A 15,496-nucleotide genomic window follows, 5' to 3' on the forward strand; every position below is an offset into this window, starting at 1 on the left:
GGTCGCCCGTGGTTACTTGGCGGGCGGAGTCGTCTTCTTGGCCGTCGTCTTGCGGGCCGGAGCCTTCTTGGCGGCGGTCTTCTTGGCGGGAGCCGGCGCGGGGGCGGCCTGCGCGGCGACCGGCTTCACGGCGGTGGGCTTGGGGGCCTGCGCCTGCTCGGCCTTCTCCTCCTTGACCGGGACCGGCGTCGGGTCGGGCTCGACGGCGATCGCCAGTTCCTCGATCTCGTCTGCGGCCTCGCCGCGCCAGGTCTTCACGGCCTGCTCGCCGTGCTCGGCGACCTTCTCGTAGGCCTCACGGGCCTTTACGGCGTACTCGGCCGCGACGCCGACACCGCGCAGCGCGAAGTCCTGGGCGCTCTCGCCGAACTTCTTCAGGTCGGCGTCGAGGGTGGCGCCGAGCTTCTTGAAGTCGCCGTCGAGGGAGGTGATGAACTCGTTGACCTTGGACTGCAGGGTCTCCTGCGCCTCCTTGGCCTTGGCGGAGGCTTCCTTGGCGCGGGCGGAGGCCTTCTCCTGCACGGCCTTCGGGTCCGCGGTGCCACGGACCGCCTCGAACCGGGCCGGCGCCTCGGTGCGCAGCTGCTCCACCAGTCCGGGCACCTTCTTGGCCTGCTGAAGAGCCAGGTCGGCGGTGCCGGCGGCGAAGTACAGCGGCGTCGGGTCGCTGAGGGTCTTACGGAGATCGTCGGTGATGGCCATGGTGATGGTCCTCCCGGGTCGCTTTCAGCTGAGGGTTTTGGGTCCCGCGAACGTGCCGGCCGGCAACTGGATCAACCGGCCGGCTGCTGCGGGTCGGCATCGCTGCCGTCGTCCTGCGCACGGGTGCGGGTCGTACGGGCCTTACGGGTCTTGCGGGTACGTCGCTCAGGGGCGTCGTCGGCCGGCCGAGCGGCTGCCGCGTCGTCATCGACGAGGTCAGCGGTCCGGACGGCGTCCGCGGCCGGGACGGCATCCACGATCTCGGCCTCGGCCTCCGCCTTGAGGCCGATCTCGACGTCGGCGTCGCCCTCCGCCCCGATCCCGAACCCGTTCTCCTTGCGGAAGGACTCGTAGATCTGGAGCAGGACCTGCTTCTGCCGCTCGTTCAGCGTGGGATCGGCGGTGATGACGGCACGCGTCTCCACCTCGTCCCGGTCCCGCTCGGCGTCGAGGATGCCGGCCCGGACGTACAGCGTCTCGGCGGAGATCCGCAGCGCCTTGGCGACCTGCTGCAACACCTCCGCGCTCGGCTTGCGCAGCCCGCGCTCGATCTGACTCAGATACGGATTGGACACCCCGGCGGCGTCGGCGAGCTGCCTGAGCGACAGCTGCGCGGTGCGCCGCTGGTCCCGCAGGTACTCACCGAGATTGCCGACGTTGAGCGATGCCATGGCCCCACTGTGCATCACTCGCGCTAACTATTGCAAGCAGGTGCTTGCAAAAGTGCGCCACACCACTTGGACGGCCGTTGCGACTCGCAGCGATAACTGTCACTTCGCAGGGATTTCTGTCACCAGTCGCCCGTAGTCGCCGAGCGGTAATCCCCCAAGCCCTGGCTGTGTGAGCCACTAGGTTCGTGTGCGTGGAGACACGGGGGCAGAAGTATCGGTATGTGGGTCCGCCTGAGCTGAAGGAGCTCGTCCGGACGGGTGGTGAGGGACGGAGCATCCGCTCGGCGGCGGACTTCGGCGAGTGGGTCTCGGCGCTGACCCTGGACGAGTTGGCCGAGCCGTTCACGTTCGTCGTCGATGGCGGCGAGGTACTGCGACTGGCTCCGCGCCGCAGTGAACACGTGGTGTGTGCCGGCGGCGGAGAGGTCCTGAGCGCCGGTGAGATGAGCTTCCGCGAGGAGTCCGGGCGGTGGGTGGTCGAGGAGGTCAGCAACCAGTCGACCGGCTACTGCCCGGACATCAGCTCATGGCCCGCCGTGGCCAAGGCTCTGGATCGGATCGGGATCCATCGACCGCCCGGATTCACGCACGAGGTGGTCTTTCGCCGATGCCACTCCTGCCGAGAGCTCAACATCGTGCGGGAGAAGGACTTCGTATGCGTCTTCTGCGGCGAGGATCTGCCACGGGAGTGGAACGTCGGTGAGCCCGGGTGACTGGCCAGACCGCGAAGATCGCATCGCCTTGCGAGTGCGGCAGCATGGCGGTGCGGCAGGTGAACCAGTTCATCCTTCACGATGAGTTGTGGTGGGATTCGGAGTTCTCCTGCGGGTCCTGTGGCGCCTACCTGTGCGAACACGCTGGTCCGGGACCAGCACCTGATGATGTTCGGGAGGCTCTCCTCGCAGCGCACGGGTCCGTCAGGCTGCGGTTGGTCGGTTCGGTTCCCAGTTTCGTCCCAGCTTTGAAGGTCTTTCGGGAGGTCGCTGCGGCCTCGTTGTCGCGGGCTCGTGAACTGGTCGGGGAACTGAGCCATGACGGTCTGGTGGGGACGTTGTCGGAGATGGAGTTCCTGAGGGCCCGGCTGCAGATGCGTGGAGTTCCCGTCGACGTCGATCGGTAGCTGTCCCTGGGGGGACTGAACCGGAGCGCTCCAGCGCTGGAATCGATCTTGAGCTTGGGCTGTGGCCCGCAATGATCAGGCGTCTGCCGTCGGGACCTGGTAGAACCGGGTCCCGGTGGCACTTGGGCCACGAAGCTCTGGGGGCGGTATGTCGGGACCGGCAATTGGACTGTGGCTCTTCGAACCACGCGGGTTCGCGGACATCCTGGCCGATGTGGTCCCGTGGTTGGAGACCTTCTGCGAGCCGGTGGAGGCCAAGGCCAGCGGTGACGTGGATTTCTGGGTGCGAGACGGTTCGGCCCTGGGCCTGCACGCCTTCGACCCGGCCGACGTCGGCGTGTTCTTCCTGTCGGAGGACGAGGAGATGCCTGCCGAGGACGAGGACTACTCGACTTTCTCGCGGCCACCAGTGCAGGGGCTGATCCTCTGCGCCGGCTGCTCGGGGTCGGTGAACCACGTGCTGCTCGGCCACCTGACGCTCGCTCTCGCCCGCCGTCTCGATGCGCTGGTCGATTTCGACGGCCTCTTGGGTAGTCACCGCACCACGGGAGAGGACACGAGCAAGGAGGCAGTCCTGGCCCGGGCGAGAGCACTGACATCAGAGCTCCCGGGAAGGCTCGCGGAGGTTTCCTATGACACCGGCGGTGGGGGCCGGTGGCTTCGACATGTCGGAGACGTGGAGTATCTGGAAGCCTGGCTGCAACATCCCGACTTCCACTTGATCAAATAGCACTTCAGCGTCGATCGTCGCGTCCCGGCTCACGGTGCAGGTCGCCACTCGCGGTCGCGTGCTGTCGCGTACTGGCGGATTCCCTCGATCGTGATGGGAGTCCTGTGGGTGAGGAGAAATCTCAGCGGCGGGGAGTTCCTCGGAGAGTTGCGCATCCTGTCACCCTCAGCTTTCACAGGGCCCTGAACCTTCTGCAGATGTGCATGGATCGGAGCGAGCATGTCCAAAGCTCGTAGGTCAGTTCCCTTCAAGATCTGGTGGGCAATGCCGGTCGCTGCCACGTAGGCCCGGGAGTCGGGGGCCGGGCCAGTCAGCACGTGAAGGTAGTGGAACTTGCCTCTGACCGCGTGCAGGCGGCCCCTAAGGTCTTCCCTCAGCTGAGCATCGCGCTCAAGGATTCGGGCGTGCTCGTCACTGAGGGCGAGGTCTCGGGCTGCTGGCCAGGTCAGGGTGATGAGGCCGGCGACGGTGTGTAAGTCGATGAAGTACTGACTGGTGTCGATCATCCAGCCAACGCTTCCCACTTCTCGTGGGCCGTCCGGCCCCAGAGCGATAAGCAGTTCTCCCTGAAGCGCGAGGGCTGTTTTGAGGATGGCTTCGCTGCAGGTGGGTGTGGGGCTTTGGTGATGGCGGGCGCCGCAGACCGGGGCATTGAGGCGGCCCGGTCGGCCTTCGACGACGGTGCCACTGGTTGGGGTGGAGGTCTTCGTCCTTGATTCGTGGGATGAGGAAGACGCCCTGGGCCTCCAGGCCGGGATGTCCACATTCGAAGCAGTTATGGCGGAGCAGGCATCGGTGGGGTGACCACACCGCCCCCGCCGCAAGGTCTGCCGCAGGCAGCAGTCCGTCCTTGTCGGCCATGCCTTCAAGCGAACCGCCCACCACGGCGCGCGCACCAGCGCGCTTCGAAATTGGTGACAACCCGACTGTGAACACGAACCTTGTGACAACCAGCCCAACCAATTGGTGACAACTACCGCTGCGAACTCGACCGGGAGGACCAGGTCAGAACCCCCGATCGGTGACAGTTATCACTGCGAGTCACAGCCGTACGGACGGACCCCGCCCGTCCTGTCCCTACCGTCCGAGGACCTTGGCACCGAGGGCGATGTCGAAGCCGGCGCCGTTGCGTGCCAGGCCGACCAGGAGGATGCCGGCCCATTCGAGGGCGTGGGTCATCTCGAGCCCTCCCGCGTCGAGGGCCCGCAGGTCCAAGCTCTCCAGAAACGCCGCGACCCGCGCCTTCGCCTCGGCGCTGTCGCCCGCGAAGAACGCGTCCACGGGACTGTCCTCGGCAAGGACGACGCGGAAGATCGAATTGAACGCCTTCACGACGTGTGCGCCCTCGGGGGCGACGGCGGCGATCTGCTGGGACACCGAGTTGCCCGCGGTGGTCACCAGTCCGCTCACGTGGGCGTCGAACGGGTTGGTGATGTCGACGAGGATCTTGCCGGCCAGCGCGTCGCCGTAGTGCGCGACCGCTTCGACCGCGCCGGTGTAGAGGACGGCCACGACGACGATGTCACCGGCCGGCCTCGCGCCGAACGTGCCGACGGTGGCTCCGTTGCCGATCTGCTCGGCGAGCGCCTGGGCCTTGGCCGTGTCGCGGCTCATGAACTCGACGGTGTGACCGTGCTTCGCCGCCCGGGTGCCGATGGCGGTGGCCATGTTGCCCGCGCCGATGATGCTGATGGTGGTGGTCATGACGTGTCTTCCCTTGGTGCGTATGGAGTGGTCGGGGAGAGGTTGACGGCGGCGACGACCGTCGGCGACGCGCTCAGATCACCGTGGTGCCGCCGTCGGCGACCAGTTCCATGCCGTTGACGTAGCTCGAGTCGTCCGAGGCGAGGAACAACGCGACCGACGCGATCTCCTCAGGGCGGCCCATCTCCCGCCGCGGGATCACGGATTCGAACTGCGCCTTCGTCCGGTCGTCCATCACCTCTTCCAGGATCGGCGTGGCGACCTGGCCGGGGGTCAGCACGTTCACCCGGATCCGCCGGTCCCTCAACTCGGACACCCACACCCGTGCGTAGGCGGGCAGCACGGCCTTGCTCGCCGCGTACACACTCCAGTCGGGGTAGCCCCGGAGCGACGCGTTCGACCCGGTCATGAAGATCGAGCCGCCGTCGTTGAACAGCGGCAGCGCCTTCTGGACCGTGAACAGCGTGCCGCGCGCGTTCAGCGAGAAGGCGGCGTCGAACTGCTCCTCGGTGATCTCGCCGAGGCCGCCCTGCTCGCCCGTGCCGGCGCTCGCCCACAACACGTCGACCGTGCCCTTTTCCCGCTTGACCGTCTCGAACAGACGGTCCAGATCGTCGAGGTCGGCCGCATCGCCCTGCACGCCGGTCACGTTCCGGCCGATCAGCCTGACGGCTTCGTCCAGCGCGTCCTTCCGCCGGCCCGAGATGAAGACATGAGCCCCTTCGTCGGCGAACAACTTCGCACCGGCCAGCGCCATCCCGCTCGTCGCGCCTGTGATCACCGCGACCTTGCCATCGAGCTTTCCCACGACCGCTCCATTCACCTGCCGTGCCGATGTTAAGTACACCGGGCTGTTCACTTAACGTATAGATCAGCCGCTCGGGGCGCAAGCTATGCACACCGATCCGTACCCACGTCGGCTACGCTGTGCCCATGACGGAGTTGGAGAAGGGACCGCGAGGCCTGCGCCGCGGCCGGGGCGCACGCGAGCGCATCGTCAGCGCGTCACAACAGCTGTTCCGCGATCAGGGCATCAACGGCACCGGCATGGACCAGCTCTGCGCGGTCGCCGAGGTGTCCAAGCGCACGCTGTACCAGCACTTCGCCGGCAAGGACGAGCTGGTCGCCGAAGGCCTGCGCCGGTTCGATCCCGACATCCTGCCCGAGGTGTTCGACCGCACCGACCTGACACCTCGCGAACGACTCCTCGCCGCGTTCGAGGTGCACGCGCCCCTCTGCCCGTTCATCGCGGCGGCCGTCGAGATCCCCGACCCGGGCCACCCGGCACGCGTATACGCCCGCGACTACAAAAAAGCCTTCGCCGCCCGGCTCACCCAGGCCGCCCGCGAGGCCGGCGCCACCGACCCCGAACAGCTCGGCGAGCAACTGGCGCTGCTCCTGGACGGCGCCTCGGCCCGCGGCCGAGTCCTCAACACCGACGCGTTCACGACCGCGGCGGCCATCGCAGCCGTCCTGATCGACAACGCCATCGCCACGGCGCCGGCATCGGCGGCGCAAGCGCTGTAGAGCACCCTGGTCAGAGTCGCGTCCTCGGCCACAGCACGGAGCAGACCTGATCGGAAAGGCACGCTAGCGTCGGCCACATGATCGTATGGCTCAACGGCACCCATGGCGCGGGCAAGACGACGACCAGTGTGCTCGTGCGGCAACTTCTCCCGGATTCGCGGGTGTTCGATGCCGAGAAGGTCGGCGAGACGTTGATGGACATCTCGCCGGGGCTGCCCGAGACGGACAACTTCCAGCACTGGCCGCCATGGCGGCCGCTCGTGGTCGAGACCGCCCGCCGGGTGCTCGACTACACCGGCGGCACGTTGGTGATGCCGATGACCGTGCTGGTCGAGGAGTACTGGCGGGAGATCAGCGCAGGCCTGGCCCAACACGCCATTCCGGTACGGCACTTCGTCCTCCACGCCGACCAGGACACCCTCCGTGCGCGCATCGCGGGCGACACCGTCATCGGCCCCGACTCCCCGTTCCGCCTGCGCTACCTGGAGCCCTACGCGGAGGCGGCCCGCACGTGGTTGCACGACGAGGCCGAGGTCGTCGACACCACGCGTCTGACGCCGGCTCAGGCCGCGACGAGGATCGCGGAAGCCGTCAAGAGTTCCCAGAGCGCTGAGAGTTGAGGTCTCCCGGCGTGGGGAACCATGGAGCATGCGACCCGACGACTGGTACCTCACCGAAGACGTGGACGACTTCCTGGCCCGCGCCGGAGACTTCCTGCGCGCCCGGCCCGGCCTGCACGTCATGCAGCTGACCTGGGCCGAGAGGGTACGGAAGCGTGGGGCGGAGGCGTTCGCCGGCACCCCCGTCTTCGGCGTACTGGAGCAGGCGGGCGAGGTCCGGGCCACCTTCTACCGACTCCCGCCCGGTTCCCTGGGCCCCTCCCCGCTCACCCCCGAGCAGGCCGACTCCCTCGCCGCCCGGCTGGCCGCCCTCGGACACCCCCTTCGCTCCGTCAGCGCGGGCAACGACACGGCCACCGCCTTCGCCGAGGCCTGGCAGCGGCACACCGGGGCGACGCCGACCATCCGCGGCACACGGGTGCGCCTGTACGGCCTCGGCACGCTCACCCCGCCGGAGCCCCACCCGGCCGGCCGGAGCCGCGTCCTGGGCGAGCAGGATCTCGATGAAGTCATGTTCTGGTGCGGCGAGTTCGCCAAGGCCGTCGGCGAGAACGTCACCATCAACGCCGACACCTGGGCCGACACCCGCTACGCCGACAAGCGCTACACGCTCTGGGAGACCCCGGACGGCACCCCCGTCTCCGTCGCGGGCATGAACCCGTTGATCGGCGGCCAGATCCAGGTGGACGTCGTCTACACACCGTCCCACCTGCGCGGCCACGGCTACGCGGCCGCGGCGTCGGCGGCGGTGAGCCGGGCCGCCCTGGCCGCGGGCGCGAAGGACGTCGTCCTGTTCGCGGACCTCGCCAACCCCACGAGCAATGCCCTCTACCAGCGCCTCGGCTACCGCACGCTCACGGACTGGGCGGCGTACGACTTCTAAAGCGGCCTACGGTTTCTGCCCCGGGGCGGAAGTGGGCGATGTTCTCGAGGCGGACGGCGGACGGCAGACGGCGGCCGTGGTGCCCGGCGCAGCCGCCGGTCGCGCAGGACGTCGGCGTCGACTTCCTCGCGGGTCCGTTCCTCGAGGTGGTTCCACCAGCCGCTCACCACCCGCTCGCCGGACACCTCCGCCTCCACCCCTGCATCGCCCACTGCATCGCCGCCTGCGTCCACCACCCCTGGGTCCACCGAGAGTTCCGCTGCTCACCGCCTCGCACGGCTCGCTCCGATCCACTCCTCCAGCGTGTCGAAGTCCGCGTCGGTCAGCCCGCGGCGGTGGTCGACGCGGTGCAGCAGGGCCCGTTCGGGATGGTGGCCGGCGACCCAGGCGCGGTCCACGTCGGTGATCTCGTCGTCGACCCAGACGAAGGGCCGCCCGGCCGCCCAGTCCACCAGCGGCCGGGTCTTCCAGTGCAGCGGCGCCGGGAACTCGTCCTCGTCCGGCCAGTCCACCGACGGCAGCCGGGGCAGCCCGAGCCACGGCGCGAGACAGACGTTCGCGTCCTCCATCCAGGTCGTGGCCCACACCAACTCGCAGTCCAGCGCGGCCAGTCGGGCCCCGAGCGCCGGATCCACGCGGCTCAGCAGGGGATGCCCGTCGGCCACCCCGGGCACGTCGAAGCGCGGCGCGTACGCCGGATAGGCCCCGGCCGCACCGAACGGGAGCAACGTTCCGTCGACGTCGAGGAAAAGAAGCATCACCACCAGGATCGACCAGGACGGGGATCGGCGAAAGCGGTACGGCGACCGAACCCGCCGAGCTCGTGCCGGTCAGCCCTCGAACCCCCGCTCCGCCAAGATCTTCTCGACCCGAGCCCGGTGCGCCGCCTCCCAGTCGTCCAGCGTCTGGTCGGCCTCCTTCGCCAGCTTGGCCAGGGCCGCGTCCAGCACCTCGGCCCGCCGTGCGAACGGCACCGCCACCACGCCCTCCTCGTCGGCCACGACCACATCGCCGGCCTCGACCCGCACCCCACCGCAGGTCACCGGCTCGCCCAGCGGTGCTACGGCCGACTTGGCACCCGGGATCGGGATGACACCGCGCGCGAACACCGGGAACCGCGCCTCCCGCACCTCGGCGAGATCGCGGATCAGCCCGTCCAGGACGAAGGCCGCGACGCCCCGGCGCTGGGCGATCGCGCAGACGTTGCCACCGGCCAGCGCCCAGTCCAGGTCACCGGACTCCACGACGATCACCGAACCGGGCTCGGCGCGGTAGATGGCGGTGTGGAGCATCAGGTTGTCGCCGGGTGCGCAGCGCACGGTGTACGCGGGTCCGGCCACCCGTCCGACCGGCCCCCACAACGGCCGGATGCCGAAGTCCATGATCCGGTCGCGGTCGAGGATCTCGCCGAGGGTGGTGGTGGGAACGCGCTGGAAACCGGTGGCGTCAGTCATACGTCGGACGCTACCGTCCCTCCCATGACTGCCGGGTCGGCCTTGTGCCGTGAGCGAGTCGGGTACCCGGCCTCCGAGTGAGGCCGTGGTGGGCCAGAGGCCCGCCGTCTCTTTCTCTTCGCGATCTGCATCACCGGAACACGCCACCGGAATCCAGCGAGAGAGAAAGAGAAGAGAGAAGACTTGCCCGACGAGAACAGCACCACCACCTTCCAGGACTTCAACCAGCAGGTCATCGACGAGTTCCGCGCGAACCGCGGCCGCGTCGGCGGCTACTTCGAGGGCGCCCGCCTGCTCCTGCTGACCACCACCGGCGCCCGCACCGGCACCCGTCACACCACCCCCGTCGGCTACCTCCCCGACGGCGGCGAACGCGTCCTGGTCATCGCCTCGGCGGGCGGCTCGCCCCGGCACCCGGACTGGTACCGCAACCTCCTCGCCGACCCCCATGTCACGGTCGAGAGCGGGGTGTTCACGTACGAGGCACGGGCCGTCGTACTGACCGGCGAGGAACGGGACTCCGCCTGGGCGCGGGCGGTGGAGGCCGACCCGGGCTGGGCGGCGTACCAGAGGAAGACCGAGCGGGTGATCCCGGTGGTCGCCCTCCACAACACCGCGCAGGGCGGCCCGGGAAACATCAACGCCTCCTCGATGGGCGAGGCGATCAAGGTGGTGCACGACGCCTTCCGCCGCGAACTCGCCCTGATCCGCGAGGAGATGAGCAAGGCCGACGACGGGGGCGGCACACTCGGCGCCCAACTCCGCGTCAACTGCCTCACGTTCTGCCAGGGCCTGCACAACCACCACACCGGCGAGGACCAGGCCCTGTTCCCGTTCGTGGCCGACCGCCACCCGCAGACGGCGACAGCCATCGCGCGACTGCGCGAGGAGCACGAGCAGATCGCGGAGCTCGTGGAGGAGTTGCGCCGAACCCTGGCCACGGAAGGCACCGAGGCAGGCGACCCGGCCACCGTGCGCGCGGAGGTGGAGCGCCTGACGCTCGCCCTGGAAGCTCACCTGGACTACGAGGAGGGGGAGTTGATCCCGATCCTCGACGCGCACGCCTGAACCACCACGGGCGGCCGTCGCAGTTCTGTTCCCGTTCCCATCCCGTCCTCAGAACGGCAACGGCCGCCCGTGCACCACCTCCAGCCGCGACACCGCCCTGGTCAGCACGACATACAGCCGATGCAGCCCGCGCGCCTCCGCCTCCGCGATCGCCGCGGGCTCGACGGCGACGACATGGTCGTACTCCAACCCCTTGACGAGAGAAGCCGGTACGACGGTCACGCGCGCCCGCAGCTCGTCCATCCCGCCCACCACGACCCCGGCCGCACCGAGCGAGCCCCGCACCCACTCCACATCCGCATCCGCGGCGACGACCCCGACCGACCCTTCCCGCCCGAGCGCATCGCGTACGGCGGCCACGACCGCCCCCGCCACATCCCCGTCCACCACCTCCCGCACCCTCAACTCACCGTCCCGGCGAAGGGACTTGCCCGGTGCCACGTCGACGTCGAGCCGGGACAGCAGCCGGTTGGCCAGGGTGACGACGGCCTCCGGCACGCGGAAGCCGACGGTCAGCGGTACGACGGCCGCGTCCGGCTTGCCCAGGTGGCGCAGGGAGGTGTCCCAGGAGCGTGCCGCCCAGGGCGTGGTGCCCTGCGCCAGGTCGCCGAGGACGGTGAGCGAACCGAAGGGCGCGCGGCGCGCGATGGCCCGGCACTCCATCGGGGAGAGGTCCTGTGCCTCGTCGACGACGACATGGCCGTATCCCTCGGGGTGTTCGACGAGCCCGGCGACCTCGTCGAGCAGGACGAGGTCGGCGGCCGACCAGCGCGCCGACTTCCACGACCGCGGCGGCCGCTCCCAGAGCACGGCCCGCTGCTCCTCGGCGTCCAGCAGTCCCTCGGCGGCCGCGTTCAACACGTCCGGGTCGGCGAGGAGTTCGGCCACGACCTCCTCGGGCCGCACGCGTGGCCACACGGCATCGACGTACGCGCCGACCGCCCGCGCCCGTGAGATCTTCTGCACCCATGCACCCGAGCGCGGCCCGCTCCGCCGCTCGGCCTGCAACTGCACGCTCCGCACGACCCGCGACCGCACCCGCTCGCGCCCGATCCCGTAAGGCGGTTCCTCGGCGCGCACCCCTTCGACGATCCGCGCGAGTTCACCGACCCCGACCCGCCACTGATACGAACCGTCGGGGATGGCGAGGGAGTTGACCACGCCGTCGACCGAGACATGGGCGTACAGCGCGCGGCGCAGCACCTCCGCCATGCGGGCGTCGTGCTTGACCACGGCCGCCCGCTCGCTGTCGGTCCCCCGCACGGGATGCCGCGCGATCTCCTCCCCCAGCGTCGACTGCCGCACGCCGGTCTCGCCGAGGGCCGGGAGCACCTCGGAGATGTAGGAGAGGAAGGTGCGGTTGGGGCCGAGGATGAGGAGGCCGGCGCGGCGGATGCGCTGGGCGTGGGTGTAGAGGAGATAGGCGGCCCGGTGCAGGCCGACGGCGGTCTTGCCGGTGCCGGGGGCGCCCTGCACACACACCGAAAGCCCGATGTCACCGCGTACGAGATCGTCCTGTTCGGGCTGGATGGTGGCGGCGATGTCCCGCATGGGCCCGACACGGGGCCGTTCGATCTCACGCGCGAGCATGTTCCCGGTACCGGACTCGCCCTGACCGAGCCGCTCGTCCTCCAGTCCGGTGAGATCGACGGAGTCCCCGCGACTCCCGGGCGCCCATCCGAAACGCCGGCGCACCTCGACGCCTTGCGGGTCACGGGCGCCGGCTTGGTAGAAGGCGCGAGAGACGGGGGCGCGCCAGTCGACGACGAGGGGTGGGGCGGCGGGGTGTTCGGAGATGCGCAGTCGGCCGATGTAGTAGCGCTGCCCGGAGTGTTCACGACCACCGTCGGTGACACCTGCACCATCGGCATCGCGGGCGAAGTCCAACCGCCCGAAGAACAAAGGCCCTTGCGGCAGCTCCCCCAACTCCTTGGCCTTGCTGCGCAGTTGATAACCGAGCACCTCGGCGTCCGCACCGGAGGCGGAGACGTCCTCGCCGGTGACGACGTGTTCCTGAGCGCCGGTGACCATGGCGTCGAAGGCGGTACGGCAACGGTCGTGGTGGGCGCGCTCGCGGTGGAGGGATTCTGTGAGGGCGGAGTGGGAGGGGGAGTGCGGCTGGGCTGACGTCATGGGACGACCGTACCCAAAAAACGTAACCGAGTTAAATATATTACCGAGTCTCACCCTGACTGAAGTGCGGCAACCCGGCCGCGAGCAGCCCGAACGCCCGCTCCGCCGCGGCGACGGCATCCGCCCGCACGTCCTCGACCGGCTCCCCGTCGGCGATCCGCCGCCAGTTCTCCAGCGCGAGGATCCGCCGCACGGCGACGATCTGCCCGGCGGCGAGTCGCGCGTCAAGCCCACCGCCGAGCGCCTCGGCGAGCGTGGCCTCCGCCTGCTCCTGGTAGCCGTACACCCGGGCGACCAGGGCGGGAGTCCCGTAGAGGAGGGCGTGGAAGGCGAGCACGTTCGGATGGTCACTGAGCCCGGTGACGGGGTCACACCGAGCGAGCCCGTCGAGAAAATGCCGCCGCAACGCGGGAACCGGCGCGCCCTCCGCCTCGACGACCACCCGTGCGGCCTCGTCCTGATGATCGGCGATCCGATGCAGGACGAGGTCCTCCTTCGCCGGGAAGTACCGGAACAGGGTCGGCTTCGAGATCCCGGCCGCGGCGGCGACCTCGGCGACGGAGACGGCGTCGAAGCCCTTCTCCATGAACAGGCGGATGGCTGTTTCGGAGACGTCTTGGTACATCCGCTGTTTCTTGCGCTGCCTCAGCCCGATCTCGTCCATGGCGCGAGCGTAGCCTCGGCCTTTCCGGTCCTACCGAACGACGTGGACCGCGGGGCGGACGGGCACCCCAAGGACTCTGCCGGCCGCCAGCAACGTGGTGCTGTAGGAGCGCGTGGCACGGAGGACCTGGGGAGCTTCCAGGCCCGCACCCGTGACCAGGCAGTCGAGGTCGACGTATGCCGAGCGCACGGTCTCGATGCTCCGGTAAGTGTTTCGATCCTTGCGCCAGTCGCGCGTACGGCTCTCGTCCAGTTTGGACTCCCAGCGTCGGAACATCCGCACGTAGACAGTGGGCAGCGTCCGCGCCAGGTGCATGTGTCGAACCAGGTCGTAGAGTGGGTCACCGACCATGGACATCTTCCAGTCGATGAGCGTCAGCCACGGGTACCCGTCGTGCCGTACAAGATTCCACGGGTGCAGATCACCGTGGAGCAGGGCAGGCCTCCGCTCGGTCACCCGGCAGCGGGACAGAATCTCATCCAGCCGCTCGGCGTCGGGCAGTCCCATGAGCCGTGCCACCTCCTGCGACTCCTTGGGCAGACCGGCCACAAGGCTGACAAGGCGCGTACACAGCCGACGGAGGAATCCGCCCTCGCCGGCTACCGGATCGAGCTGTCGGTGGTCCACCTGCGCAAGGGCGCAGAGCTGATCGACAAGTGAGTCCGCTTCATGCGGGAGCAGACCGTCCACCGGGTGGTGCGGAGGACCATCGAGGTCCGGTCCACCGACGTGGGTGTGGATCGCGAACGACTCACCCTCGCAACTGCTTCCCAGTGCCAAGAGCTTCGGTGCCGACACCGGGAGGCTCGATTCCTCGATGGCCCGCAGCACGATGTGCTCGCTGAGGGCTCGCTGTTCGCGCCGAACCGCGTTCGCCATCCGCCGCCGCACCACAACAGGGAAGGGCAGCGCCGTCGGCCAGACCACGGAGGTGCGATGCACGGTGCCCTCCTGGATCCGTTCGGCCGGGGCAGCACCCTCCGCGGCGAGGGCGACCCGGACCGCGGAATGGGGGAACTCCGGCCGCTCGGGCAACCGCGGATCCGGTGTCCAGTCGATCGTCCGGGCACGGGTACCACGGTGAGCGCCTCGTACGCCGGAACGAGCCGCTTGCCACCGGAACAGAATGCGGCCGACCTCGGACACGCCAGGCACACGGGAAAGTCGAAGTGGCTCCTCGGCGTTCTCCAGGGCTCGGCACACACGCGCGGTCGCCCGGTGCAGGCTCTCCTCGTCCGACGAGAACTCCAGGTCCCGGGCGGCGCGCATCACATCCGGGAAGACGGACTGGGCCCGCTCGAAGGCGATGTAGTGACGCAAGTCGTCGTCCAGGCGGCGGACAGCCTCGGGACGTATTCGTCCCTGGGCCTTCGCCCAGAGCTCGACGACCTCGTCCCACTGATAGTCGGGATACTCCATACGCACGAGGTGCGTGGCCAGATCATGCAAAGGGTCACCGTAGGTCGCCAGCTCCCAATCCGTGCAGACGACCGGTGAAGCAGCGGCCTCGGAAACGATCACGTTATCCCGGTGCAGGTCCGCATGGAGCAGCGCGTAGGGCCGGTTCGTCAGCTTCATCCCGGGAACCTGCCTGCCGAACCGGACAAGCGCGTCCGCCGGAACGCCCAGCGCCTTGAACAGCCCGCCGAATGCAGCCCAATTGGACCGCCGGATCCTCCACTCCGTGCGGGCCACCAGGGCTTGCAGAAAGCCCTGGCTGTCTCCGTCGCGGGGCCAAGCCGACGGCAACGGGGGCAGTCCCTGAGTCCCTGTCCGAGCCATCCGGGCGAGCTGATCGGCCAACTCCCCGACGAACAGGCTGTCGACGGGCTTCCCGCTCTCGCAGCGGCTGGAGAGCGGCTCGCCCTCCGCATAGCTGTGGATCGTGAAGCCGTGCCCCTCGGCCAGGCACTCGGGGGTGAGCGGGAGCACCTGGCGGACGTAATCGAGGATGGCTCCCTCGTCGTACCACGTCCGGAGGGCAACAGGCAGTACGTCGTCCTTGCGGACCCGCACGACCACGGTCCTGCCGGGCTCCAGGCCGAGCTGTCCCGCCACGCGCACAGGCAACCGCCACACATAGTTGGCGTTGTGGTGTCCCAGGCACTCCGTCCCGTCAAGCGACGCAAGTCGGAGGATCTCGGTGCTCAGCGCAGCGTCCACTCGCACACGGCGAGTCGCGGGGAGAGCAGGACGAACACTCACGGGCCGCTCCTGGTC

16 protein-coding genes are annotated in these 15,496 nt (G+C 69.1%); 6 read left to right on the top strand and 10 right to left on the bottom strand.

Features of this window, described 5'->3' with window-relative positions:
- Positions 1-12 precede the first annotated feature (12 nt).
- Positions 13-702: a hypothetical protein gene (locus tag ACWD5F_RS16700; RefSeq protein WP_451254944.1), complete on the bottom strand. Its 690-nt coding sequence runs from the start codon at positions 700-702 to the stop codon at positions 13-15.
- 71 nt (positions 703-773) lie between these two features.
- Entirely contained in the window at positions 774-1,373 is a 600-nt protein-coding gene (locus tag ACWD5F_RS16705) for a helix-turn-helix domain-containing protein (RefSeq protein WP_451254946.1), read from the bottom strand.
- A 221-nt stretch (positions 1,374-1,594) separates the two neighbouring features.
- Here ACWD5F_RS16705 and ACWD5F_RS16710 point away from each other — a divergent pair, with 221 nt between their 5' ends.
- Both ACWD5F_RS16710 and ACWD5F_RS16715 read left to right on the top strand, forming a co-directional pair.
- Complete coding sequence (locus ACWD5F_RS16710) at positions 1,595-2,086, top strand: hypothetical protein (RefSeq protein WP_451254948.1); 492 nt, start codon at positions 1,595-1,597, stop codon at positions 2,084-2,086.
- A gap of 555 nt (positions 2,087-2,641) precedes the next feature.
- Positions 2,642-3,223 carry a DUF6368 family protein gene (locus ACWD5F_RS16715; protein ID WP_451254949.1) on the top strand — a complete coding sequence of 194 codons (582 nt, stop codon included), beginning with the start codon at positions 2,642-2,644 and terminating at the stop codon, positions 3,221-3,223.
- Between the two features lie 29 nt (positions 3,224-3,252).
- Here ACWD5F_RS16715 and ACWD5F_RS16720 read toward each other — a convergent pair whose 3' ends face one another.
- From ACWD5F_RS16720 to ACWD5F_RS16730, 3 genes are all read right to left on the bottom strand, one after another.
- Positions 3,253-3,729: a hypothetical protein gene (locus ACWD5F_RS16720; RefSeq protein ID WP_451254951.1), complete on the bottom strand. Its 477-nt coding sequence runs from the start codon at positions 3,727-3,729 to the stop codon at positions 3,253-3,255.
- A 571-nt stretch (positions 3,730-4,300) separates the two neighbouring features.
- Positions 4,301-4,927, bottom strand: coding sequence for an NADPH-dependent F420 reductase (locus ACWD5F_RS16725; protein ID WP_451254953.1), 627 nt, complete (start codon positions 4,925-4,927; stop codon positions 4,301-4,303).
- Positions 4,928-5,000: 73 nt separating this feature from the next.
- A complete protein-coding gene (locus ACWD5F_RS16730; protein ID WP_451255123.1) occupies positions 5,001-5,735 on the bottom strand; it encodes an SDR family NAD(P)-dependent oxidoreductase in 735 nt (244 codons plus the stop codon).
- A 125-nt stretch (positions 5,736-5,860) separates the two neighbouring features.
- Here ACWD5F_RS16730 and ACWD5F_RS16735 point away from each other — a divergent pair, with 125 nt between their 5' ends.
- From ACWD5F_RS16735 to ACWD5F_RS16745, 3 genes are all read left to right on the top strand, one after another.
- A complete protein-coding gene (locus ACWD5F_RS16735) occupies positions 5,861-6,454 on the top strand; it encodes a TetR/AcrR family transcriptional regulator (RefSeq protein WP_451254955.1) in 594 nt (197 codons plus the stop codon).
- Between the two features lie 77 nt (positions 6,455-6,531).
- Positions 6,532-7,074 carry an ATP-binding protein gene (locus tag ACWD5F_RS16740; protein WP_451254957.1) on the top strand — a complete coding sequence of 181 codons (543 nt, stop codon included), beginning with the start codon at positions 6,532-6,534 and terminating at the stop codon, positions 7,072-7,074.
- Positions 7,075-7,102: 28 nt separating this feature from the next.
- Entirely contained in the window at positions 7,103-7,957 is an 855-nt protein-coding gene (locus tag ACWD5F_RS16745) for a GNAT family N-acetyltransferase (RefSeq protein ID WP_451254959.1), read from the top strand.
- 263 nt (positions 7,958-8,220) lie between these two features.
- Here the strand turns inward: ACWD5F_RS16745 and ACWD5F_RS16750 are convergent, their stop codons facing one another.
- Positions 8,221-8,715, bottom strand: a complete 495-nt coding sequence (locus tag ACWD5F_RS16750) for an HAD domain-containing protein (RefSeq protein ID WP_451254961.1) — start codon at positions 8,713-8,715, stop codon at positions 8,221-8,223.
- A gap of 72 nt (positions 8,716-8,787) precedes the next feature.
- Positions 8,788-9,411, bottom strand: a complete 624-nt coding sequence (locus ACWD5F_RS16755) for an RraA family protein (RefSeq protein WP_451254962.1) — start codon at positions 9,409-9,411, stop codon at positions 8,788-8,790.
- Between the two features lie 183 nt (positions 9,412-9,594).
- Between ACWD5F_RS16755 and ACWD5F_RS16760 the strand changes: the two genes are divergently transcribed.
- Complete coding sequence (locus tag ACWD5F_RS16760) at positions 9,595-10,479, top strand: nitroreductase/quinone reductase family protein (protein ID WP_451254964.1); 885 nt, start codon at positions 9,595-9,597, stop codon at positions 10,477-10,479.
- A gap of 48 nt (positions 10,480-10,527) precedes the next feature.
- Here ACWD5F_RS16760 and ACWD5F_RS16765 read toward each other — a convergent pair whose 3' ends face one another.
- Genes ACWD5F_RS16765 through ACWD5F_RS16775 form a run of 3 tightly spaced genes read right to left on the bottom strand, consistent with a single transcriptional unit; the run spans position 10,528 to position 15,439 of the window.
- Positions 10,528-12,612 carry a HelD family protein gene (locus ACWD5F_RS16765; RefSeq protein ID WP_451254966.1) on the bottom strand — a complete coding sequence of 695 codons (2,085 nt, stop codon included), beginning with the start codon at positions 12,610-12,612 and terminating at the stop codon, positions 10,528-10,530.
- Between the two features lie 40 nt (positions 12,613-12,652).
- Positions 12,653-13,276: a TetR/AcrR family transcriptional regulator gene (locus ACWD5F_RS16770; protein WP_451254968.1), complete on the bottom strand. Its 624-nt coding sequence runs from the start codon at positions 13,274-13,276 to the stop codon at positions 12,653-12,655.
- 30 nt (positions 13,277-13,306) lie between these two features.
- Positions 13,307-15,439, bottom strand: coding sequence for a phosphotransferase family protein (locus ACWD5F_RS16775; RefSeq protein ID WP_451254970.1), 2,133 nt, complete (start codon positions 15,437-15,439; stop codon positions 13,307-13,309).
- Positions 15,440-15,496 lie beyond the last annotated feature (57 nt).

The sequence above is a fragment of the Streptomyces sp. NPDC002499 genome (genome assembly GCF_053595415.1).